Source organism: Floridaenema aerugineum BLCC-F46 (genome assembly GCF_041929345.1).
Lineage (GTDB): Bacteria > Cyanobacteriota > Cyanobacteriia > Cyanobacteriales > Aerosakkonemataceae > Floridanema > Floridanema aerugineum.
In genome coordinates, this window is record NZ_JBHFNQ010000103.1 from 22,190 (window position 1) to 44,822 (window position 22,633).

At 39.9% G+C, this 22,633-nt stretch carries 16 protein-coding genes; 9 read left to right on the forward strand and 7 right to left on the reverse strand.

The genetic code is table 11. The features are described from left to right. The first annotated feature begins 96 nt into the window (after positions 1-96). From ACE1CC_RS13300 to ACE1CC_RS13310, 3 genes are read left to right on the forward strand one after another with little or no spacing between them, the layout of a single operon-like run. Entirely contained in the window at positions 97-363 is a 267-nt protein-coding gene (locus tag ACE1CC_RS13300; protein ID WP_413270918.1) for an AbrB/MazE/SpoVT family DNA-binding domain-containing protein, read from the forward strand. Continuing rightward, on the forward strand, positions 351-680 hold the full coding sequence (locus tag ACE1CC_RS13305; protein ID WP_459563838.1) for a type II toxin-antitoxin system PemK/MazF family toxin: 330 nt from the start codon (positions 351-353) through the stop codon (positions 678-680). Before ACE1CC_RS13300 ends, ACE1CC_RS13305 begins: the two co-directional genes overlap by 13 nt. After that, the gene (locus tag ACE1CC_RS13310) at positions 670-858 is read left to right on the forward strand and encodes a hypothetical protein (RefSeq protein ID WP_413270919.1); all 189 of its coding nucleotides are present in this window, start codon (positions 670-672) and stop codon (positions 856-858) included. Before ACE1CC_RS13305 ends, ACE1CC_RS13310 begins: the two co-directional genes overlap by 11 nt. Before the next feature lie 90 nt (positions 859-948). Here the strand turns inward: ACE1CC_RS13310 and ACE1CC_RS13315 are convergent, their stop codons facing one another. Continuing rightward, positions 949-1,269, reverse strand: a complete 321-nt coding sequence (locus ACE1CC_RS13315) for a hypothetical protein (protein WP_413270920.1) — start codon at positions 1,267-1,269, stop codon at positions 949-951. 236 nt (positions 1,270-1,505) lie between these two features. On the opposite strand from ACE1CC_RS13315, the gene ACE1CC_RS13320 reads away from it, so the two are divergent. Together ACE1CC_RS13320 and ACE1CC_RS13325 are read left to right on the forward strand one after the other, a co-directional pair. Continuing rightward, complete coding sequence (locus ACE1CC_RS13320) at positions 1,506-1,991, forward strand: DUF2127 domain-containing protein (RefSeq protein ID WP_413270921.1); 486 nt, start codon at positions 1,506-1,508, stop codon at positions 1,989-1,991. Between the two features lie 9 nt (positions 1,992-2,000). Then, complete coding sequence (locus ACE1CC_RS13325; RefSeq protein WP_413270922.1) at positions 2,001-4,622, forward strand: hypothetical protein; 2,622 nt, start codon at positions 2,001-2,003, stop codon at positions 4,620-4,622. A gap of 275 nt (positions 4,623-4,897) precedes the next feature. On the opposite strand, the gene ACE1CC_RS13330 is transcribed toward ACE1CC_RS13325, so the two are convergent. Then, positions 4,898-5,521, reverse strand: coding sequence for a DUF938 domain-containing protein (locus ACE1CC_RS13330; protein WP_413270923.1), 624 nt, complete (start codon positions 5,519-5,521; stop codon positions 4,898-4,900). A gap of 180 nt (positions 5,522-5,701) precedes the next feature. Here ACE1CC_RS13330 and ACE1CC_RS13335 point away from each other — a divergent pair, with 180 nt between their 5' ends. The 4 genes from ACE1CC_RS13335 to ACE1CC_RS13350 all read left to right on the forward strand — a co-directional run bounded on the left by ACE1CC_RS13335 (position 5,702) and on the right by ACE1CC_RS13350 (position 11,326). Beyond that, a complete protein-coding gene (locus ACE1CC_RS13335; RefSeq protein WP_413270924.1) occupies positions 5,702-6,142 on the forward strand; it encodes a response regulator in 441 nt (146 codons plus the stop codon). 360 nt (positions 6,143-6,502) lie between these two features. Next, the gene (locus tag ACE1CC_RS13340) at positions 6,503-8,836 is read left to right on the forward strand and encodes an ATP-binding protein (RefSeq protein ID WP_413270925.1); all 2,334 of its coding nucleotides are present in this window, start codon (positions 6,503-6,505) and stop codon (positions 8,834-8,836) included. After that, positions 8,790-9,236 carry a response regulator gene (locus ACE1CC_RS13345; RefSeq protein WP_413270926.1) on the forward strand — a complete coding sequence of 149 codons (447 nt, stop codon included), beginning with the start codon at positions 8,790-8,792 and terminating at the stop codon, positions 9,234-9,236. The genes ACE1CC_RS13340 and ACE1CC_RS13345 overlap by 47 nt, the downstream gene beginning before the upstream one ends. An 11-nt stretch (positions 9,237-9,247) precedes the next feature. Further along, the gene (locus ACE1CC_RS13350; protein WP_413270927.1) at positions 9,248-11,326 is read left to right on the forward strand and encodes a hybrid sensor histidine kinase/response regulator; all 2,079 of its coding nucleotides are present in this window, start codon (positions 9,248-9,250) and stop codon (positions 11,324-11,326) included. Between the two features lie 27 nt (positions 11,327-11,353). Here ACE1CC_RS13350 and ACE1CC_RS13355 read toward each other — a convergent pair whose 3' ends face one another. From ACE1CC_RS13355 to ACE1CC_RS13375, 5 genes are all read right to left on the reverse strand, one after another. After that, the gene (locus ACE1CC_RS13355) at positions 11,354-14,026 is read right to left on the reverse strand and encodes a CHASE2 domain-containing protein (RefSeq protein ID WP_413270928.1); all 2,673 of its coding nucleotides are present in this window, start codon (positions 14,024-14,026) and stop codon (positions 11,354-11,356) included. A gap of 108 nt (positions 14,027-14,134) precedes the next feature. After that, positions 14,135-15,898: a CHASE2 domain-containing protein gene (locus ACE1CC_RS13360; RefSeq protein ID WP_413270929.1), complete on the reverse strand. Its 1,764-nt coding sequence runs from the start codon at positions 15,896-15,898 to the stop codon at positions 14,135-14,137. Positions 15,899-15,928: 30 nt separating this feature from the next. Next, complete coding sequence (locus ACE1CC_RS13365) at positions 15,929-16,687, reverse strand: DUF928 domain-containing protein (protein ID WP_413270930.1); 759 nt, start codon at positions 16,685-16,687, stop codon at positions 15,929-15,931. A gap of 121 nt (positions 16,688-16,808) precedes the next feature. Then, positions 16,809-19,379, reverse strand: coding sequence for a CHAT domain-containing protein (locus ACE1CC_RS13370; RefSeq protein WP_413270931.1), 2,571 nt, complete (start codon positions 19,377-19,379; stop codon positions 16,809-16,811). Between the two features lie 4 nt (positions 19,380-19,383). Further along, the gene (locus ACE1CC_RS13375; protein WP_413270932.1) at positions 19,384-21,900 is read right to left on the reverse strand and encodes a two-partner secretion domain-containing protein; all 2,517 of its coding nucleotides are present in this window, start codon (positions 21,898-21,900) and stop codon (positions 19,384-19,386) included. Positions 21,901-22,633 lie beyond the last annotated feature (733 nt).

Consider the following 22,633-nt stretch of genomic DNA (forward strand, 5'->3'; position numbering starts at 1 on the left):
AAATTAAAAGCTCTATGTCAATTATCACTAAATTACTTGACGATCGCTCTCTTAGTAAATACAATGTAATTACCAAAACTATAAAAAAACCTAACTATGGGTACAGCAATTAGAACTCGAATTATTAAAATTGGGAATTCTCAAGGTATTAGAATTCCCAAACCTCTGTTAGAACAAAGCTGTATTGATAGCGATCGAGAAGTAGAAATTGAGGTGGAAGGCGATCGCTTAATTGTGCGTGCTGCACCAAAAATACGGGTAGGATGGGATGAAGCTTTTGCAGCAATGGCGGAACAGAAGGATGATATTTTATTAGATGATGTCAGTACTACAAATTGGGATCAAGTTGAATGGGAATGGTAGTCAACCGTTTTGATGTTTTCCTAGTAAATCTCGATCCTACAGTTGGTAGCGAAATTCAGAAAACTCGACCTTGTGTAGTGATTTCGCCAGATGAGATGAACCGCAATATTTCTACTGTAATTGTTGCACCAATGACTACGAAAGGTCAAGCATATCCCACAAGAATAGCTTGTCAATTTCAGGGAAAAGATGGGCAAATTGTTCTCGATCAAATCCGTACAGTAGACAAAGCTCGATTAGTAAAACTGCTTGGTAAAATTAACGCTGATGAGCAAAGAGCAGTTCTTGATACATTGGCTGAAATGTTTGCCGAATAATAATATCTACACAGATCCCCGACTTCTTCAAGAAGTCGGGGATCTTGCGGGGATCGATGCTAGGGAGTTAGCTGCTGCTGAAACGGGATTAGCAATTGATGTGTTTCCAGTTGAATCGCCTTTTGTTGTTCTAGAAATCCTGAATAATGATTACTTAATTGCAGATGATAATGATTAGATTAAATTTGCTGATAGGAAGCGATCGCACACCTAATCAAAACACTGAAACAAAGATGAGCGATCGCCAATTCCACACTTATTCCTTCAATTAACCTTCCCCGATCGCAATGAAATTAAAAGCTGACTTTTCCTTGCTAACCTTTAATTGTGCCGCAGTTGCATCAGCTGGTTGTTTAACTTCTAAATCCCAAATGGTAACTTGAAATTTATCTGGGTTGATATTTTGAACCACAATTTGATTATCAGCGCCCCAATCTTTCAGGGTAGCAACTACACAAGGAGAAGTAGCAAAAGCTTCTGCAAAAGTAATCGCATACAATCCAGCTTCTACTAATTCTACAGTAAACCCTTCACCGCCTTGTTTTGTGCCATCATCGTTGACGGTTCCGTAAATGATTTTTTGTCCCATCTTTGCCTCGATTTATTAATCTGATAATTGTCTGACCAATTCAGGTAACTATATACAACTGCCAAAAATAATATCATATTCCTGGTCTAATGAATTGAAGCCAGTTTGAGCAAAGCTAACCCAAAATAAAAGTTGCACAGTTAAGTCCTGAAGATCAGAAAAATTTTATTTTTAGCTCTATTTACAGGTTAGAGTTTTAAGCTATAATCAAAAATTAAAAATCCCAAGTTGCTTGCATGACAGTTCAAAATCAACGCTCTTTAAGTACAAAGTTAATCGTTGCTTATAAAAGTCTGATCGTATTAATTCTGGCAACGATTAGCATTCTGTCATTTTTTAGTTGGAAAAATTACGATCAAATAGCCATAGTTGCTCAAGATTATCTGGTTGATGGAGAGTTTACATTAAGTGATTGGTTTCTCAAAACTGTGATGAATATACCTGCTGATGGATTGCGGAAGATTGCGCGAGTTGCGGGGATTTATGCCATAGTTATGGGTGTGGGGACGATCGGCTTTTGGTACGGTAAGAAATGGGCAAATATATTAATGTTGGTCATGGTTTCCTTACCACTACCAACGGAAATCCTTAATTGCTGGCATCATTTTTCAGGGAAACATTTAGTGATTCTTTTGCTTAACATCATGGTAGTAAAGTTATTGCTGAAGAAAGTACTCGCACCAGCAGCGGAATCGGTTTCCGAGTTATCAGAATCGGTGTAAAACTTAGAAATGCAAAAAGTGGAGGAGATGGCAATGCCGCAATGGTTGAGAATTGGGAAAATGCGAATTATCCTAATAATATTCACCGCAATTCTGACAATTTTACTACAGGCACCATTGCTGACAGCAGTAACAGCAAACTTGCCTCCCTCCCAATATTCCTACACAATTAAAGCCCCATTTAATCAACCGAGTTATTATCCAATTACCGCCGAAGTACCCGCTAATTTTCGACCTGTAAGTGATTGGGTAGGACGGCTAATTCTGCCCTCTAAAGAGCGATATCAAGAATTTGCCAAAACAAACCAAGAAACAGATTGGGCATGGTTTGAGGTTGAAGTAGCCCCCGCTAATGAGAAAAATTTAATTGGTAAAACTGTGCGGTTGGCATGGAGTCAAGAACCGCTAGTGCAAGCTTATGTAAATAAAGCTTCTCGTAATACTCGTTTTCCTGCTTCTGTGCAACAGTCTTACGAAAATGGAGTAATTCATCCGATGCGACTAAATAATCGCGATCGCGTCGGTCCCTTACAATCATTAGCAGGAGCACATTCTATAGATGATGTCACAGTAATTTTGCCGGGAAAAGTTGTAGTTTCAGATCCCCGACTTCTTGAAGAAGTCGGGGATCTAAAATTAGATCCCCGACTTCTTGAAGAAGTCGGGGATCTAAAAGGGGATCTGGGTAACAATTCAATTACAACTTTGCGAATTAATCAAGAACCAATTCAAGAAACTGGCAGATATTATGGATTAGTCAAATTTTTGGAATTAGTGCCCCAAAAACCCCAAGATTTACCCCAACTTTGTCCGGGGAAACCGCCTTGTGCTAGCGATTTAATGCGGGTGCAACACTATAATATTGAAACTGGTAAATTCGATGGTGCAATAGAAATTGTTCGCATTCCCCAACAACCGCCAGATAATCAAGGAATCTTTAATATGACTACTCGCGATCTGGTTAATTCGCCAGAGGGAAAAGCGGGGTGGTATATTTACGGCGCGGACGATCGCAAGGGAGTTTTTACCGTACAAGCAATGCAACCGCGATCGCTAATTCAAGTCAAACCTCAAGAAACAATTAGCGGATTTAATCCAGGTTTAAAATTTATTAATTTCCAGAATTGGCAAGATGTAGAAAAAAAGAAAGGCACAGTTGAAAGTATACTTTTAACAGGTAAAACTGACGGCACATATAAAGATTGGAAAATTGGCGATCGCACTTTAGTAATGCACCTTTATGGCGGAAAAGGTGGCACATATCGCAACGCCGAAAAATTCGCTTTTGGCACATACACCGGACACTTTTCTTTTGGTGTAGCTGAAGTTGTGCGCGACGTTTTTACCAATGAACCAATTTTTAATATTGACTACTTTCAAGTTTATGGTAATGGCGGCGATGGTACATTATCCGGTTTTCAAACTTGGGCGAATTATATGGGCAATATGCGCCGAGGATTTATGGGAGTTCGCCCAGTTTCTGATGTGTTAATTAAGCTAGATACCTTAACCAAAGAATACGATTTTGGCGGCACAAAACTTTCTTTGTTTAATGAACTAATGGGCGAATTAAGTTTAGTTGCTGCACGTTATCGCATTGGTGATGGTACAGGAGATTCTAGCATTACTTCTGCAACTTCTTGCGTGCAAGATTCGGCGCAAGCAATATTTCTCACTTTATATCGCTTTCAACAAAAGATCGAAAAAAATCCCCAAATTGTGCAATGGATGAAAGATAATCCTAATAATCCAACCACAAAAAGGTTTCAGGATTTGGTAAAATTAGCCAAAGATTTAGCAAAACAACTAACACCAATGGGTGTAGTACGTTGGGATTGGCAATGGAATGCTGATGTGTTGACTGGGGTGCGTTCTGACAAAGAGTTTATTAGTATTAATGATTTTAAACCGAGAAATTTACTCACGGGATTAATTAGTTGGCGAACTGCTCTCCCTCGGCAAGCATTCGATGAATTTTCCATGTTATTTTTAAATAATGACGCTGAATTATGGTTTTTACGCACTAATCAAATTGGCGGGAAAGATCCGAATCTTGCACCATTGGAACCAACTTTAATATTAGGTGCTTGGAAACTGCCATTTACTAATATTCCAATATTTTCTTATTTGGTAACTCGCACTTTTGGCGGGGTAACAATTCCTTCGGAAATAGATTGGTTGAAGACTTTAGGTATGTTAGTGATTTTTGGTGCGATCGCAATTCCCATTGGTTTTACCAAAAACTTTCTTGACTGGCAACCTTTAGCTACTCCCTGGTATCATCAATTAGCAACAACAATCAAACTGCTATTTGTTCCCGCTTTAGTGCAAGAATATCTGTTTCGTGTTCTATTATTGCCTTATCCGAAAGATTGGTTTTCGCCTTTAATCTGGTGGAGTTGGGGATTTTTAGGGTTAGGGATTTATGTGGGATTTCATTTGATTTTGGCGAAATGGTTTGGGCGATCGACTTTTGCTAATCCCGTGTTTTTGTTGTTAATAACTCTCTTGGGTTTAGCTTGTACCATTAATTATTACTTTATCGGTTCTCTGTGGACAATTACTTTTATGCACTGGGTAGCGGTAACAGTTTGGTGGTTGTTTTTGGGGGGGAAGGGGCGATCGAATTAAAAAATATTTGAGCAGATTAATTAGTGTAGGGGCGAAGCATACCCTTCGGGAACTGCTTCGCAGAACGGGCGACAATTTATGGAATTAAACCAAGAGATAACTATCCGAATGCTAATGCCTACGGCACGCTACGCGAACGCCCTGCCTTGGTGCAAGATTTTAGATACAGGTTGTCTGTAGGGGGAGGGCGAAGCATTTGGATTTAATTATCATTGGTGGATTGCAGAATTTATCGCCCAAATGCTTCGCCCCTACAGAATTTCCGACTCTCCAAACTAAATTTTTTGAAAGATAACCGAAAGATTATTTGCTGGCATAGAAACAGTTTCGCACCAGTGCAAATTTTGCATTTTTGCAACTGCAATTACTTCTTCTAAATCTCGCACTCCCCATTCAGGATTTTGACTTTTTAACCATTCATCAAATGCAGCATTACTCGGTGCGGTATGTTGCCCATTTTGTTTAAAAGGGCCATATAAATAAAGGATGCCATTTTCGGGAAGAATGCGTCCTGCACCTGCCATTAATCCTAAACAAGCTGCCCAAGGTGCAATGTGAATCATGTTAATACTAACTATGGCAGTAATTTCGTCAAGATATTGCTTTTCTTGTTCGATCGACCAAATATTAGCACAAACATCTAATAAAATTGGTGGATAAATGTTATCTGATGGCGAATGCTTCAGCCAAGCAGAAATACTCACAAGTGATAGATAATTAATATCTGTAGGCAACCATTTCCGTCCGGGAAGCTGTGGCGCAAAAAAGACGGAGTGTTCACCAGTACCACTTGCTATTTCTAAAATTGTACCAGTGCTGGGTAAAATCCGCTGCAACACTTCTAAAATTGGCTCTCGGTTGCGCTGAGTCGCTGGGGCAAATTGTCGATCGTCACTCATTTTTAAAAGATTCTAACAGGGCGAGTTTTTATCGAAGTAGACAGATAAAATTATATGGCGATCGATAACCTGATTCTAGATCCCCGACTTCTTGAAGAAGTCGGGGATCTAGCGAGATCCCCGACTTCTTGAAGAAGTCGGGGATCTGGGTAACACTGATAGTTAATTGTGGCGTTTTATATGGAAAAATCTCCGACAGAGCGGTTAATTCTAATTGTGGAGGATAACCCGGATCATGCCAGTCTAATCACCAATGCACTGACGGAAAGTTCAACACACTACCGCATTGTGACGATCGCAAATGGCACAAAAGCAATGGATTTTCTCCATCATCGTGGCGAATATGCCGATGCTTCTCGTCCCGACCTAATTCTACTAGATTTGCATTTGCCGGGAAAAGATGGCAAGGAAATTCTAACAGAAATTAAAGCCGATCCTCAACTGCACCGCATTCCTATTGTTGTATTAACTATGTCTCAGAGTGATCAGGATATTTTTGGGATTTATGCACTCCAAGGCAATTGTTATGTGATCAAATCTGATGATTTACATCATTTAACTCAAACAGTTAAGCGCATAGAAGAATTTTGGTTAAGAATTGTTACTCTACCATTAGAGTAGACACTTACAAAATTAAGTTTTTTCTTGAACAAAGATTGCTAATTGCTGAGGAGAAATAAACTTTTGCATTAATTGTGCAGCTAAAAATTAAATAACTATATATTGAGAAAACTTCTACTTTATTTAAGAATTGCATTTACCCGCTGAGTAATTTTCTGCGGTATGCTGCGACTAGAGGTAGAAATTGGAGAGTGAGAAATTCTCAGATCGGGAGAATAGGGGAATTCGCAAATTATTTATTGTTAACCAAAAACCAGTAAATCGCGAATAAGTTTCACACAACGGGAGTAATTATTTGTAAGATCGGCTGAAGCATAAGACGGAAAATAAATTTTCTACTCTGGTTTGTGGAGGATAATTATGGCAGCTATGAATTTAGAGACGCAAGAGATTAATTTAACAAGTTTAAAACAGCCGCAAATCCATACATTGACTCAAATTCAACCGCACGGAGTCTTGTTGGTTTTGCAAGAACCAGACTTAACAATTTTGCAAGTTAGCACTAACTGTTCGGCGGCATTTGGAATGCCAGCAGAACAGGTTTTGGGTAAGAGTTTGGAAGATATTTTAGATACTTTCCAACTGGAACAGTTTAAGGAAGGATTAGCTCAAGAAAACCTTGATGTAATCAATCCGACAAAGGTTTGGGTGAGAAGGAAAGGGGATGATTACTTAGTTTTTGATGCGATATTTCATCGCAGTGCGGATGGATTTTTGGTTTTAGAATTAGAACCAGCATTAACTCAGGAAAATATCCCATTTTTGAGTTTTTACCATCTCGCCAAGGCTTCAATTGGACAGTTGGAAGCTACGACAAACTTGCAAGATTTCTGTCAGATTATTGTGCGGGAAGTGCGGAATGTCACGGGATGCGATCGCGTGATGTTGTACAAATTTGATGAAGACGGACATGGCGAAGTTGTTGCTGAAGTAAAACAGCGGGAAATGGAGCCATATCTGGGTTTACACTATCCAGAATCGGATATTCCCCAACCAGCGAGAAAAATGTTTCTCTCTAATTGGATTCGGGTAATTCCTAATTCTCATGCTGAACCAGTACAACTTTATCCCAGCAATAACCCAATTACAAATCAACCGATCGATCTGACTCTTTCCATTCTCCGCAGTCCTTATTCCTGTCACTTGGAATATTTGCACAATATGGGAGTTGGCGCATCCCTGACAATCTCCTTAATGAAAGATCAGAAACTTTGGGGATTGATTGCTTGTCACCATCGCACCCCGAAATATATTCCTTACGAATTGCGGAAAGCTTGCGAATTTTTGGGAAGAGTGATTTTTGCCGAAATTTCCACCCGTGAAGAAGAAGCAGATTACAATTACCGGATGAAATTGTCGCAAGTTCAATCAATGTTGATTGAATATATGTCGCAGTCAGATAACTTCATTTCTGGTTTAGTCAATCATCAAACAAACTTGCTAGATTTAGCAGATGCTAAAGGTGCGGCAATTTGTTTTAATGGACATTGGACAACCATTGGACGCACTCCACCGGAAACCGAGTTAAATTACTTGGTGCAATGGTTAGGAAAAACGGTTGAAGAAGAAGTTTTTTATACTGATTCTTTGCCTTTGATTTATTCTGATGCGGAACGATTCAAAGATATTGCTAGCGGGTTGTTAGCGATTCCAATTTCTAAGCGGAGTTTTGTATTATGGTTCCGTCCTGAAGTTTTGCAAACCGTGAATTGGGGAGGAGATCCAAATCACGCTTACGAAGTTAAAGAAACAGAAAATAATCTCAGGTTATGTCCGAGAAAGTCTTTTGAATTGTGGAAAGAAACGGTGCGGTTGAAATCTTTGCCTTGGAAACAAGTGGAAGTGAAAGCAGCACTGGAATTACGAAAAGCGATCGTCAATATCGTACTCAGACAAGCGGAAGAATTAGCCTTACTCGCGCAAGATTTGGAACGTTCCAACGCCGAATTAAAGAAATTTGCTTATGTCGCTTCTCACGACTTGCAAGAACCACTAAATCAAGTGGCAAATTATGTGCAGTTGTTGGAAATGCGGTATAACGAAGAATTAGATCAAGATGGCAAAGAATTCATCGACTTTGCTGTGGAAGGTGTCAGCTTAATGCAAACTTTAATTGATGATGTGTTAGCTTACTCCAAGGTAGATCTAAAAGGCATTGAATGGGAATTAACTGATTTAGAATCAGCACTGGATCGAGCATTAAGTAATTTGCGCGGCAGAATTGGCGAAACTAATGCTACAATTACTTTCGATCAAATGCCAACGATTGTGGCAGATGGAACTCAATTAATGCAATTATTCCAAAACTTAATTGGCAATGCAATTAAGTTCCAAAAGAAAGACGAACCGCCACAAATTCATATTGGGGTGCAACGGCAAGAAGATGATTGGTTGTTTAGAGTTAAAGATAATGGAATTGGCATCGATCCGCAATTTAGCGATCGCATTTTTGTCATTTTCCAACGTCTGCACACCCGCGATGAATATCCCGGCTCCGGCATGGGATTAGCAATTTGTAAAAAAATAGTAGAATGCCATCGGGGACGGATCTGGGTCGAATCCGAACTAGGCAAAGGTGCAACCTTCTGCTTTACAATTCCAGTAGGAGGACGTGACTCTGCTAAAGCAATCCTTCGTGAGCGCAATCATGCCAACGGAAACAGGTTACAAAAGAATCTTTTTGATCGAAGATAATCGTGGTGATATCCGGCTGATCCAAGAAGCATTAAAGAGCACTGCTGCTCAGTGTGAAGTGATTGTAGCTAGGGATGGCATGGAAGCAATGGCTTATCTCCGACAGGATGGGGAATTTGCACAAGCAACTCTTCCCGATCTCATCCTGTTGGATCTAAATTTGCCGAAAAAAGATGGACGGGAAGTGTTAGCAGAAATTAAATCCGATCCTGCACTGAAGCACATTCCCGTAATCGTTTTATCTACTTCGCGCAATGAGGAGGATATTTCTAAAAGTTACGATTTGCACGTTAATTGCTATATCTCCAAATCGCGAAATCTCAGTGAATTATTTAAAATTGTTCGGGGGATTGAGGAATTTTGGTTGGAAACTGCAACACTACCTTCGGAAGGAAAGTAGAAAAATCTTGTGTGAATATTTTGTTGGTTGAGGATAACCTGGCGGAAGCAAGGCTATTAAAAGAAGTATTGAAAGGAGCAATTCTGAGTCGGTTTAACTTAGCCCATGTGAAACGTTTGGGGGAAGCAATTGCTTCCTTAGAAACCGAAAGTTTTGATGTAGTGCTGCTCGATTTAACTTTACCAGATAGTGAGGGGTTAGCTTCTTTAGATTCACTAATTCAGCACGCCCCTAGCTTGCCAATTGTCGTTTTAACTAATACTAATGATGACGAATTGGCGATCGAATCAGTGCGTCATGGGGCGCAAGATTACTTGATGAAACGGCAGATCAATCAAGAGATTTTGGTGCGTTCTTTGCGCTATGCGATCGAACGGAAACAAGCCGCCGAAGCCCTAAGAGAAGCCAATGAAATTCTCGAAAAGCGAGTACAAGAACGCACCGCTGCCTTAGAAATGGCTAACGAATTATTGCGCCAAGAAATTGAATGGCGACAAAGAATTCAATCACGATTAGAACTAGCCCAACAAGCCGGAAAAATTGCTTCTTTTGAATGGCTGATTCCAACTAATGATATTGTTTGGACAGCAGAATTAGAAGCTCTTTATGGTTTAGCACCGGGCAGTTTTGACGGACAATATGAAGGTTGGATGCAAAGTATACATCCAGACGATCGCCCCAAAGTTGAACAAGAACTCTGGCAAGCAGTCAAAAACGGGCAAGGATTAGATACAGAATTTCGCATTGTCTGTCCTTCCGATACCAGAAGGGAAGAAGAATATTACCTATTAGATGAAGCCTCTTGTCCGCTAACTTCTAGCTGTTGTGTTCCCGGAGAAATTCGCTGGATTGCTGTTAAGAGTAGCTTATTTTGTGACCAAATAGGAAAACCTGTGCGGATGATTGGTATCCACATGGATATTACCGAAAAGAAACAGCTAGAAGCGCAATTTTTACGCGCCCAACGTTTGGAAAGTTTGGGAACACTTGCTAGTGGTATTGCTCACGACTTAAATAATATTTTGACTCCCATTTTGGCAGTGGTGCAACTATTACCGCTGAAACTGCCCAACTTAAATAATAACACTCAACAATTACTGAAAACTTTAGAATCTAGCGCCCAACGAGGAGCAGATTTAATTAAACAAATACTCTCTTTTGCTCGTGGGGTAGAGGGGAAACGAGTTAATTTACAAATTCATCATTTATTATTTGAAATTGAGCAAATAATTCACCAAACTTTGCCAAAATCTATTGATATTCACAGCAACATTCCCGCTAATCTCTGGACAATTTCTGGTGATACCACGCAACTGCATCAAGTGTTTATGAATCTCTGCGTTAATGCCCGTGATGCTATGCCTGAAGGTGGTAATTTGCAGATCATTGCTCAAAATTTCATGGTGGATGAACAGTATGCCAGAATGCACATAGATGCTAAAGTAGGGGCTTATGTGGTGGTGACTGTTGCCGACACGGGAATGGGCATTCCCCCAGAAATTATTCATCGAGTTTTCGATCCATTTTTTACTACAAAAGAAGTTGGTAAAGGTACGGGATTAGGACTTTCGGCAGTGCTGGGAATTGTTAAAAGTCACGGCGGATTTATTGATGTGCAAAGTGAGGTGAATAAAGGCAGTGTGTTTAAGGTGTTTTTGCCTGCGATCGAATCACCTACGCAGGAAACAGATGATGATTTAGAATTATTGACTGGTGAACAAGAATTAATTTTAGTTGTTGATGATGAAGCGGCGATTACGGAAATTACTAAAACTACATTAGAAACTTATAATTATCGAGTTTTGACAGCGAGTGATGGGATTGAAGCGATCGCTCTTTATGCTGAATATAAAGACGAAATTGCTGGCGTATTAATGGATATTATGATGCCGACAATGGACGGTACAACTATTATTCCCCTCTTACGCCGACTGAATCCAAATGTATACGTATTAGCCATGAGTGGACTAAATTCTACAGAAGTAGTTTCTCAAGTCCAAAAGTTAGGTTTTCAAGGCTTTTTATCTAAACCATTCACCACAAAAGAACTACTCTGGGCATTATATAAAGGACTGGGAACTGCGGTCTAGGAAAGATTTGATAGAGAGAGTTTTGAGTTAATCAACTTCCCCTTGTCTCCTCGGCCCTTGGAACCCCTCTACCCCCATGCACCTGGACACCTCTACACCCCTGCACCCTTGCACCCCTGCCCCCCTGCTCCGCTGCCTCTGTTCCAGACAGCGTTGCAAATAAATGTGAGCAACTTTATCGTGAGGATTAACAGAAAGACATTTCGCAAAAATTGCTGCGGCCTGTTCAAATCTGCCTAAATTATAAAGTAAGACTGCTTGTTCAAATCCAGTTTTAGTTAACAGTTTTGCTTGTTTAATTTCGAGTGGATCGGCATCAAATACTTCATAAACAGTGACCATTTCTGATTTGCCTTTAACTTTTACTTTATCAATCAGTCGGATGTCATAAGCATTAGCATCATTTAAAGCCAAAAAAGTGTTGTGAGAAATCAATAAAGGTACTTCATAATTTTTAGTCAACCCTTCAAGTCGAGAGGCCAAGTTAACAGCATCACTAACTACTGTAGTGTCCATGCGCGATCGCCCACCAACAACACCTAGCATCATTGTCCCTGTATTGATTCCAATGCCAATTTTAATCGGCAAATTACCCATACTTTGGCGCTCTTGATTAAACTCATTAAGGGCGTTTAGCATGGCAATTCCTGCTTTAACGGCATTATCTGCTTCGCCGCTAAATAGTGCCATAATTGCATCACCAATGTATTTATCAATAAACCCTTGATTGTCAATAATTTCAGGTTCCATGCGGCTGAGATAATCATTAATAAATTTGAAATTCTCAGCCGGAGTCATACTTTCCGATAAAGTGGTAAAATCCCGAATATCAGAAAATAATACGGACATTTCTTTTTGCACTTGGTCGCCTAATTGCACATCAATAATACTTTCTTTGTTTAATAATTCGAGAAATTGATGGGGAACGAAACGCGAGTAAGATAAGTTAAGTGCAAGTAACTGTTCGGTTAATTTTATCCGTTCTGCTTCAGCTTTTTTCCGTTCAGTGATATCCCGAAAAACTAGCAGCGCATAAGTAATTTGCTCGGATTTATTATAAATAGGAGTTGCCCAACTTTCTAGGGGAATAATCTTATTTTCTAGATGAATTTCCAGATCATCCACCGAGAAAGATTCACCTTTTAGAGCACGGACAATAGGTAATTTTTCATAAGGGTATAATTGACTAGTTCCAGCCAGGTACAGTTGGTAAAGTTCTGTAAATTCCTCTATTGTACTATCAGGAATCACTCCTTTACCAAGTAGTTGTTGTGCAGCATCATTCAGGTAATAAATTTTGCCATTGCCATCAACAACTGCAACTCCTATTGGTACTGCTTCTAAAAATTGAGCTAATTTTCTCTCACCTTCCCTTGCTGTTTCTTCGGCTTTATATTCTAATTCGGCGGTAACTGTATCGTAGTGTGCAGTAGCCGTTTCTAATAAAATTTCTAAGTCGGTTTTTTGCCGTTGTAATTCTAGGGCGTGGTATCCGGCGATCGCTATTGCCGAAGTAATTAATGCAGTTAATGGGGAAATTACAGGTAGCCACCAACTAGCTAAAAAAGCTAAATAACTGCCCCCAACCAGACTACCTCCGGCTACTAGAATAAAGATAGTAAAAGTTACCCATTTCCAAGTAAATTTATTAATGAATTGTTGCGCTAACAGTAATTTCCTACTTCCTGTAGCGCCGATAAAAGACCAAACTAAAACCCAGAAAATTTCGCTTGGTTCCGACCAATATTTAATAAAAGGTCTGCCATCTAATGCGGCACTTAAAATTTGGCTAGTTAAGTTAGCATGAATAACTACTCCTGGTGTTAATTTGGGGCTACCGAAGGGATTAGCACTGTAAGGAGTAAAGAATAAATCGTTGAAGCTAGAACCAGTAACACCGATTAAAACAATGCGCTCGCGCATCATATCTGGTGGAATACGGTCTGACAAAACATCCTCTAATGATATAGTTTGGAAATTATTTAAACTGCCTCGATAGTTCAATAAAATTTGATAACCACCAGAGTTAGCCCTAATATATCCACCTTCATTCCCAGTAAAAGGCACAAATTTAGCTTTTCCTAATCCTAAAATTTTATTTTTCGCATCGATCATCTGGAGTTTTATGCCGCGACTTTCCAGATACATTAAGGCTAATTTTGTTCCCAAACTTAATTTTGTTTTTCCTTGGTCAGTTCTTACAGATAGCAAACCTCGCCGCACTTTGCCGTCAGAATCTAATACTAAATCTGAAATTCCTACTTGTCCTAATTTGCTTAAAGTTGGCGGTGGTGCTACAGTATTTCCAACTACTTTTTCTACCCCAATTAAGTTAGGTGTTTCTGCAAACAATTTGACTAATTCCGCATTACCGGGCGGTACTGGCAAATCCCGATATATATCTAAACCAATAGCTTTTGGCTGTTGGGCTTTCAATTTATTAATTAATTTAGTTAAAACTGCATCGGAAATCGGCCATTGATTAGTATACGTAATATCTGATTCATTAACCGTAACAATAACAATTCGAGAATCCACAGATTCCCGGGGACGTAAGCGAAAAAACTGATCTAAAGTCGCCCATTCTAAAAGTTGGAATAAACCTAAGTAATTCCCTATTATTACTAATCCAGCAACAGTGGGGGCAAGAATTAGTAAGCTGCGCCATTGGCGAATTATTTTGTTAAGTTTTGACTTCATAGATTTTTCGCATTAAAAAGTGAATGCAATTGTCGCTGTTAACAAAATTCTAATGAAGCACCCCCCGGGCAGGAAAAAAATCCTTAACCGAGCCGCATTGGAATCACCCTAAGTTAATGTTTTTTTCTCTTGCATTATTATAGCGACAATAATCCGATCGCGTCCTTGTCGTTTTGCTTCATAAAGGGCTTGGTCAGCTATATTAATTAATTCACTGATAGAATTGGTGAGATTGGGAACCATACTCGCTACACCACAACTGAGAGTGACGCGATCGCTAATCAGAGAATTTTCATGTACAATTTGTAAACTTTTGACATTTGCTGTAATTCTCTTCGCGACTTTTAAAGCGACTTCAGGATTAGTATTTGGCATAATTACAGCAAATTCTTCTCCGCCATAACGCGCCACCAAATCAGTAGAACGAATTACTTTGGCGATCGCTTTAGCCACTTGTCGCAAAGATTCATCACCTGCTTGATGCCCGTATGTATCATTGTATTTTTTAAAATAATCAACATCACAAAGTATCAGCGAAATAAAGTTCATTTTTTCCGCCATTAAGCCCCATTTTTGGTGCAAAAATTCATCAAAGCAACGACGATTTGCTACCCCGGTCAGGCCATCCAAATTTACCAAATGTTGCAATTCTAAATAGCGGGAAATCATGCTAGAAATTGCGGAAAGTATCAAGGCTGCTATGGGAGAAATAACAGGCAATATCCAGCCACTTAAGAAAGCTAAATAACTGCCAATAATTAAAATTGTTCCCCACAATACAATACTACTAACATTAATTAACCATTGTGGCAAAATAGCTGGTTTTTTCTGCTTACTTACTCTTAATAACCTCCTAGTAGTTCCGCCACCAATTAAAGACCAGAATAAAACCCACAAAGCTTCTATTTGTGGGGATGAAACCCGGAAAAAAGGAGCCTCGCCCCAAGCGGCGCTGATAATTTGGCTGGTTATATTAGCGTGAACTAATACCCCTGGCATTCGTTGGGGACTAGTAAATAAACTACTGCTGTAAGGAGTGAAGAATAAGTCATTAAAGCTAGTGCCAATATTACCAATTAAAACTAGGCGATCGCGAAATTTATCCGGCGAAATTTGGTTATTTAAAACTTCTGTCATGGAGACAGTATTAAAGCTATCTGTTGAGCCTCGATAGTTAAGAATAATTTGATAACCACCCGCATTAGCCCCGGCATAAGGCCCTTCATTTCCGGTAAAAGGAACAACTACAGCTTCACCTAATTGTAAATACTTTTTATTTTTATCTATTAATTGGAGTTTAACTCCTTTTTTTTCTAAATACATCAAAGCCAACTTAGTTCCCAAGCTGAGATGTACTTCCCCACCGCTTCTTACAGATAGCAAGGCTCGGCGCACTTTTCCATCAGCATCTAATACTAAATCCGCCATTCCTACCTGTTTTAATTTACTTAAAGTTGGCGAGGCAGGCACAGCATTTCCGACTACTTTTTCTACTCCGATTAAGTTAGGTGTAGATTGAAATAATTTTACTAACGTTAAATGTCCAGGTGGTACTGGCAAATCGCGATAAATATCTAAACCTATAGCTTCTGGTTTTTGCGCTTTGACTTTGGTAATTAATTTCGCTAAAACTGCATCAGAAATCGGCCATTGTCCGGCTTTATTAATATCTGATTCATCAATAGTAATAACCACAATACGCGGATCAACTGGTGCCGGGGGGCGAATGGCAAAAAATTGATCGAAAGTAGCCCATTCTAACAGTTGAAAGACCCCTAGAGAATTGGCGGCTATCACTAATCCAGCTATACTGGGGGCAGTAATTAGTAAACCGCCCCTTTTGGCAATTCGCTTTTTAAGTTTTAGCCACATTGATTTTTCTGCACCCGGGAACAATAAAGGCTAGTTTAACAATGGCTGGGAGGCGATCGCTTCTAGCCCTACTGATTTTAACAGTTGTTCCCACTGACTAACCAAATTAGCATCTGTTGGTTGTAATTTTCTCGCTTGGGCTAAACTAGCTAAAGTTTCGTGCCATATCCCCTTTTTGCCATACAAAGCTGCACGTTCGATCGGCGTGACATTTTGTAGCTGACTTAGTAATGCTGCGTCTGGTTCAATGCGCTTAATTCTCCCTTGAATACCGGGGCTATCCGGTCTGAGTCCTTGTTCCCCAACCACCACAAAAGCCCAGCGATAATTCTTGCCAACTTCCAAAGATGGCGCATTTTCTGGAAGTGTAAACTGAAGAATTCCTGATTTACCAGTCAGGGCAATTCTAGTCTGGTAAATATTTTTGTTGTTCTGATCTTCCAGGCTAAAAAATACTTCTTTTGCCGAATTTTGCGGCACGTAAATAAAGAATGTGGGACGACCTGTTACTGTTAACCCATCTCTATTACCAGGCATTAATGGAACTACACATCCACCTGTAATTATTACTTCTTGCGGACATCCACTGCCACGAGATGCGCCGCCAGCAGTGTCATCTGGTTTATCGCTTCCTGGTGGCTCAAATGTTACATCCGCTGCTAAACGGCTTTGTATAGATTGTGACCCATTTGCGGAAGTGGGTTGAGCCTTGACGCTGGAAACAAGGCTAGGAATTATGATTTGTAAAGAGAGTGCGATCGCAAATAAAGCCAAAGGTTTTCTGTTCATATTACCTCAACATTAAATATATGTTTAGTAGATACTCACCCATTTATATCAAAGCGCATTTACCCCTTTATGTAAAGGAACAAAGAGTAACTTTATCAAGTATTTAAAGTCATCTTAATGTTTATAACCAGTTACCAACAATAATGAAAGGAGCCCAGTAAAATGGGTGATTATACTGAGATTGGTTAAGTAGCTTTAACTGTGATGTACGCAGCGCTTCCGCTTTACTATTACCCTGAGACAATAATTGATAGAATTCGGTCATTAATTCCGCAGTAGATTCATCTTTTACTGACCAAAGAGTTGCCAAAGTACTACGCGCACCCGATCGCACTGCTACACCTGCTAAACCTAATGCAGCCCGTTTATCACCAGCCGCAGTTTGACAAGCACTTAAAACCAGCAATTCGATCGGACTAACATTACCTTGTTCCCGATACCGCAATAAAGTCTCGAATTCTTTAACTTTAACTTTCTCATCCCAAGTTAAAATAAAAGTCTCTTCTGGATTAGAGCTAAACTGACCATGAGTAGCTAAATGAACTATGGGAAAAGCTGTTCCTGCAATTTCAGATTGTAAATTTTCTTCGGTAAATTGTTGGTTTAAAAATACTTTACTCGGAACTTTTTGGGCAATTTTATTTACTTCAACTTCTACTCCCGGAAGTGCAGAAAAGCCTTGGCGAGATTCGGTGATTCCACCTGTTAAAACTTTGATTTTCTTATTCGTAAGTGATTGAGGTGCCACCAAAGATAAACCAGGAGCTACAGCAATATTGTATTTTTCCAATAAATAACTTTTGCCATCATAAAGGGCTGACATTGGTAAATTGCGTAATAAGCCATCTTGCACAAATACTAAAGTTTTCACTCCATTAGCGGCTAATTCTGCTGAAGCAGGTTTAATTAACCAATCATAAACTTGTTGCGAAACGCGCAACCTTTCGTCACTAGAAAAGAAGGGATTGAGAGATTCTAATAACTGCACCAGCGTTTTTTCTACTTCAGCTTGCGGCAAATTAGTTGTGTATTGCCGTAAAGCTTTTCCCGGTTGGGAAAAAATTACTTCTAAACGATCGGGTAAAATAATTGGATAAATTACCGCCGCTTGGGGATCTAATCGATCGATTTGCTGCGGTTTAGCATCTAAACAAGCTTCCCGGAAAAAGTTATCTAACTCTGCGATTTGTAAGGATTCAATTACTTCACGAGCTTGTTTCAGCTTGTTTTGATCGGGATTAGATTTAAGGAGTAAACTAACTAACTGACGATAGACAGGTTCAACAGTTTCTTGAAAAGAGAATTGAATATCGGGATTAATCGCGACTAAATCAGTCCGCAGAGATTTTAGGATATTAACCGATTCAGTATAAGCAGAAATCGCACCTGCAACATCACCTCTTTGCTGCAAAATTTCGCCCATTTGGGATTGTAACCGAGCCACAATATCAGCAGCATTTAACTGTTGAGCAATAGTTAAAGCTTGCTTAGTTAAATTTTGGGCTTCTTGTGTTTGTTGTGTTTGTTGATATAGTTTTCCTAATTGTCCAAGGGCAAAAGATTCGGATCGTAAATCTTGAAGTTGGCGCGAGTTTTTAATCGCTGTTGCTAAGACTTGGGCAATGGCTGGCGGATTATACCCCATTTTAATTAAAGTATTGGCAAAATTCACCTGAGCGTAAATACTTTCTCGATTTAGCGGAATCTTTTCTATTTGAAGTTCTATTTCCGGCAATAATTTTTTAGCTGATTCGAGGTTTTTAGTTTCAACTAAAAGGCTTAATTCGTTGAGTTTCGCTTCCATTTTTGTCAAAGGATTACTCGCTGTTTCGGCAGCTTTTTGATAATTCACCAAAGCTTCTTGAGGTTTTTTTAAAGCTCTGAGGGTATTTGCCAAACTCAATAAAGTAGCACTAGTTTCCGAGTCAGAATTTAGCTGCTGAGAAATTGCCAAACTTTGATTTAACACTTCTTGAGATCTGGTTAAATCTCCTACAACTTGCAAAGCTACACCTAAACTACGCAATCCCATTGCTTTTAAAGCAGGATTAGGTAAACTTTGCAATTTGGTATTTAATTCTTCTAAATTTAGTTTAGCTCGTCGGTAAAGTCCCAAAGTTTGTAAAGCTTGTGCTTGATTAATTTTGCTACCGATAAATCCGGTTTCATCTCCAGCTTGGGAATAGGCTTTTTCGGCTTGTTGCCAACTACTTAAAGCGGCTTCTGTTTGTCCGGTTGCGAATTGGATATTGCCTTGAGTATTTAAAGCTTGAGCCAGAATATTTGGGCTAGATTGAGCTTGTAAGAGAGTTAAACTTTGGGTAATAGCATTTTTAGCTTGTTGCCATTGTCCTAATTCTTGATAAGCATTAGCTAGGTAATTTAAAGTTAAAGCAAGTTGAGTGCGATCGCTCTCTCCTTGCAACCCTTTCACCGCCTGTTGCCAAACACTCACCGCTTCTGCAAATCTGCCATTAGCAAACAGCATTCGCCCTTGTTCCAACAAACTCGAATTAAGATTATTTTGCTGATTAAGAGCAATAATTTCCCGTTTAACTTCCCGTTTTCCTAAAGGAAAATTATCGTTAATCTGTGCTGTTGCCGGGAAAACCATTGTAATTAAAAACAGAGTTAATAAACCCAGCCAAACACTTTTATGAATAGATTTTAATAGCGCTCGAATTCTAATCATTACTTTAAAACCCACTGCATTGTGGAAGTTTGTACGAAATATTTTCCGTAGTAGATTGAGTAATCAATTCTACTTTACCATCAGCATTCTTCACCCAACCAGTAGCCTCAATAATAGAGGTGGGGGGGTGGGGAGGTAGGGGGATGGAACCAGTTATAGAATGATTCTCCCCATCTCCCCATCTCCCCATCTCCCCATCTCCTGTGCCCATATCCTGTGCAAAAGCGCGTAAATCACGCCAAACTGTGGCACTTCTGAGAGTTTGATGAGGATCTTCGGGTAAACCGCCTCTTCCGGTAATTACGAAGCTGTTGTTTCTAGAAGAGGCACAACCTGCGACAATTTGATTACTAAGATCGGTAAAGTTTTCTGGTAATTGAACTAAACCAGTACTAGTATCAACTTCTGGCGAATTAATTTGCACAGTACCGCTTAAATCTGGTGTACCGCCTGTAGCAGTAATATCGCTATTGGGAGTAGTTGCTAAACGATATTGAATGCCAAAAATACCTTGAGCATTAATAGTAACTTTGCCGCCTTGACTAGCGACGGAATTAGCAGTAATGTCGCTATTTCCCAAAGCAACTAAAGTATTGGTATTGATATTAATATTACCGCCATTTCCGGGGCCGCCTTCTGTACCAGCGGTAGCAGAAATAAAACTATTGTTACGCATTTGTAAGATGCGCGATCGCACGGTGAAATTTCCTCCTTCACCCGATACGGAAGTTCCCTCTAAACCGCTGTTATTATTCATTAAAACCGAGTTAGCTTCGACAATTAAGTTACCAGCATTTCCCGTGCCTCGCGATCGAATACTCACTCTTCCCCCATCTCTTAAGATTAAGCGATCGGTTTGTATGGTTAAATTTCCCCCTCTACCTAGAGATCCTGGTTCTGTCACCGAAGTAATCGCACTTAACCGTTGACCATCGGGAGAATTTCCTTGTAATTTAACAAATTCAGATGCTTTAATAATGATATCTCCTCCTTGTCCTTGACCAAAGGAACTAGCTGCTAAAGCTGCACCACTCAGAAGAGTTAATTGTCTGGTATTAATCCGCAATTCTCCCGCATCTCCCAAACCTAAACCGCTGGTAAAAATGCCGCCAAAAGCGTAAGCAGTTGGTGAAATAGGAATGGGATTTCCGCTACTTATTGCCAGCGAATCAGCAGCATTTAAAGTTAAATTTCCGCCTTTTCCTACGCCAAAACTAGAAGTTGTGATCAGACCATTATCTTGGGCTATAAATCTCCTGGTATTTATCGTTATTTCTCCTGAATTTCCCACCGCGTTTACTCCTGCTCCTGTAGCAATAAAGGCGGCACTTAGCTGTAATAAATCTGATGTATTTATGGTAATGTTACCACCCTCACCTCCAAATGTAGAAGCAGCTACGTAAGCGCCATTGCGAGCCAGAAAGTTAGGAGTATTAATTATGATATCTCCAGCCTTTCCTGACGCAAAAGTTAAAGTAAAAAAGCCATTGATTAGGTCACTGTTAGCAACAGTTCCGGTAGAAAACTTGAAGACATTTTGTTCATAACCGCCCGTACCAACAATTTCTACTGACTCAGAAGTATTTACTGCGATCGTTCCTCCCGGTAAATCACCCAAAGTAAAAGAAGAGAGACGGGAACCTTCGCCCAGGCGTAAATTTCTGGCTTGAATTTGGATTTCACCTCCCCCCGTTCCGCTGGTATCAACTCTGGCATTACCTAATAGTTGAATATCGCCAAAATTTTGGGCGTTTAGATAATTAAAAGCCAAACCTTTATCGCTAGTTGTGAAGCTAACATCGCCTTGAGTGACACTTCCTAATTCAATTCTTCCCCCGGGTGTAGTAGGGACAAAATTTCCTTGATTTAATACAATGGGAATTCCGCCAGCAGTCAGACCAGTTGCCAGGGGATTGGTGCTACCAGAAATTGTGATATCTCCTCCTACTAGCGCCAAAGTTTGCCCAGTTTGGACAGCTAAATTAGAGCCTTGTACTGCAATTTGTCCAGGTATATTTGGCCCAAATTGCAAACCGATCGGCACATTCACAGTTAGCAAAGGTTTCGCATTTGGATCGACAGCGCTAAAAATATTACCATCGTTAAACTTAATGCTATTTGCTGTACTGGCAATAAATGAACCACCGATATTTAATTGAGCATTTGGGCCGAAAATAATCCCATTGGGATTAATCAAAAATAAGTTAGCTCTGCCATTAGCACGAATTAAGCCATCTATATTAGAGATATTTTTCCCAGTGACGCGACTAAAAATATTTTGAATATCGACGGAGTTATTAAAAAATGCTTCGCCTCCAGTAGGCAGGGAAAATTCTTGGAAACTGTGGAAAAGATTGCTACCGCTAGTCGTACCACCCTCAATGCGGATAGTATTCCCATTGGGAATCACAACAGTATTATTGGGTAATGTAGCATCGGGAATTACTTGTGCCGACAGGGGATTGTGGGTACTCAGTAATAACAGGGAAATAATGCCTAAGTGTTTTAAGTTATTATTCATGTTTTTTTGACCAAAAAAATGGGATACAAGCCCCGTCCCTTTAGGACGGCTTTGGTAGACGCTTGATATAGTCTCGAATAACCTCAGATACCATTCGGTTTGTGCTATCTGCATAAGCCTTTAGCTTCTCAAATTCTTCTTCAGAAAGTCTCACTCTCAAAGTTTTCTCTCTTGGCATCGTGGCATTATTTGTGCTACACTGTAAATGTAGTCTAGCACAGGCAGGAATACGTCGGTACTGCCATAAACCCTACGACGTTAAGCGATGCTAGTACGTGAGGCGCGAACAACTTCTTTAAAAACTCATGGACTCTCTTCGAGTGCCGATACCAGTAAAGTGCAGCAATGCGTTAGCCGTAAGGCTAGAAACAATGTACGGCGGGGCACGCCGGAACATGGGGAAAGAGAGAAACAGTTTTTAAGGCACTCTTCATTAAGTACCTGAACGCTTGGAGAGACTTGCCCACTGGGACTAGTTGCCATAGCTAAGTGATATCTGATTCCCCATAGAGGATTAGCGTTCGCGTAGCGTACCCTTATGCGTATCGCACCCCGTCTGATGATTCCAAGTATCAGTAGGAATTCGATCGGTAGTATTGTAAAACTTCACTTAATTTGTAGTCATTTATAAGCTAAAATAGTTAACAATTATTTTACTTTAACCCTCAAGAATCAATGACCTGAGTTATCAGGGTGAAATGTCCCGGGACTCTAAGCAACCACTAGTACCATT